The sequence below is a fragment of the Streptomyces sp. NPDC101166 genome (assembly GCF_044768125.1).
Classification (GTDB): Bacteria; Actinomycetota; Actinomycetes; order Streptomycetales; family Streptomycetaceae; genus Streptomyces.
Genome location: NZ_JBIWPF010000295.1, coordinates 1 through 1,100, shown reverse-complemented (window position 1 = coordinate 1,100; position 1,100 = coordinate 1). Strand labels below are relative to the sequence as shown.

Here is a 1,100-nt window from a genome sequence, read left to right as displayed (position 1 = left end):
CTGGACGGCGGTACGCGGGTGCGTGCGGATTCGATCGCGCCGGTGCTCGTGCTCCAAACCGAGTTCGAGGTGGTCGGTCTCATGCGCTCGATCGACTCCCGCCAGCCCGACTCCGACCGGTTCCGGCTCTGGGAACTGGCCGGCGCCGCGCACGCGGACTCCTACACTGTGGGCGCATCGTTCACCGACTCGGGGTCACTGACCGCAGAGGAACTGGCCGAGCGGATGGCGCCGCGACGCAATCCACTGGGCGTCGAATTCCCCGAGCCGATCAATTCCGGGCCACAACATCACTACGTCGTGCAGCGAGCCATCGCGGCGCTGTCCCAATGGGCCGATGGCGGACCCGCTCCGGCACAGGCCGATCGGCTCACGGTATCCGCCGGGGAACTGATGCTGGACGTCCATGGCAACGCGCTGGGCGGCGTCCGCACGCCGTGGCTGGACGTACCATTGGCGGTGCTGTCCGGGCTCGGACAGGAGGCCGGCGGCCCGGCGATCATGTTCGGCTGCACGCGACCACTCCCGGGGCCCCCTCCGGACGACTACCTCCCCGCATTCCGAGCGGCAACCGACAAGACGGTCGCAGCAGGCTTCCTGCTGGCCGAGGACGTACCGGAAATCCTCGCCACGGCAGCCGCGAATCACGCCTTGAGCACCAAGGACGCATCCCGGTAGCCACCACCGATCAGTTGGTGGTCACCGCGTGAGAAACTTTATGGCGTCGGTGAATTCGGAAGTGGTGCTCGCGTCGGTCACGCAGGTCGACGCTGGAGGTGCTGCTCCGACCTCGCATGGTTCGCGCAGGACCCAGTACGGTTCCTACTGGTCGACAGGAGCACCAGGCCCCCGCACGAATTGGGAAGTCGTAGTACCAGGCGCTGATGCGACCGGGGGCGATGCGAAGCACGCGACAGCCGAAGCGAGGACAGCCGCGTCGCTCGAGGCCGGGTCGATGGCGATCTCGTACTCGGTACTGTCCAGGACATCGACCATCACCACGACCGTGCCATTCGCATCGGTGGCGACGATGCGGCCATCGATCATCTGAACCAAACCGTCCGCGAACTGCTGGATTCCGGCCCAATCGAAGATGGCCG

At 66.6% G+C, this 1,100-nt stretch carries 2 protein-coding genes; one reads left to right on the top strand and one right to left on the bottom strand.

Annotation, left to right across the window (positions count from 1 at the left end; genetic code table 11):
• Positions 1-678 (top strand): alpha/beta hydrolase domain-containing protein (locus tag ACIRS4_RS38550; protein WP_404204983.1); only part of this gene is annotated, 678 nt, incomplete at its 5' end.
• A 144-nt stretch (positions 679-822) separates the two neighbouring features.
• Here the strand turns inward: ACIRS4_RS38550 and ACIRS4_RS38545 are convergent.
• Positions 823-1,100, bottom strand: a 278-nt coding sequence (locus ACIRS4_RS38545) for a hypothetical protein (RefSeq protein ID WP_404204981.1), incomplete at its 5' end; no start/stop codon positions are given.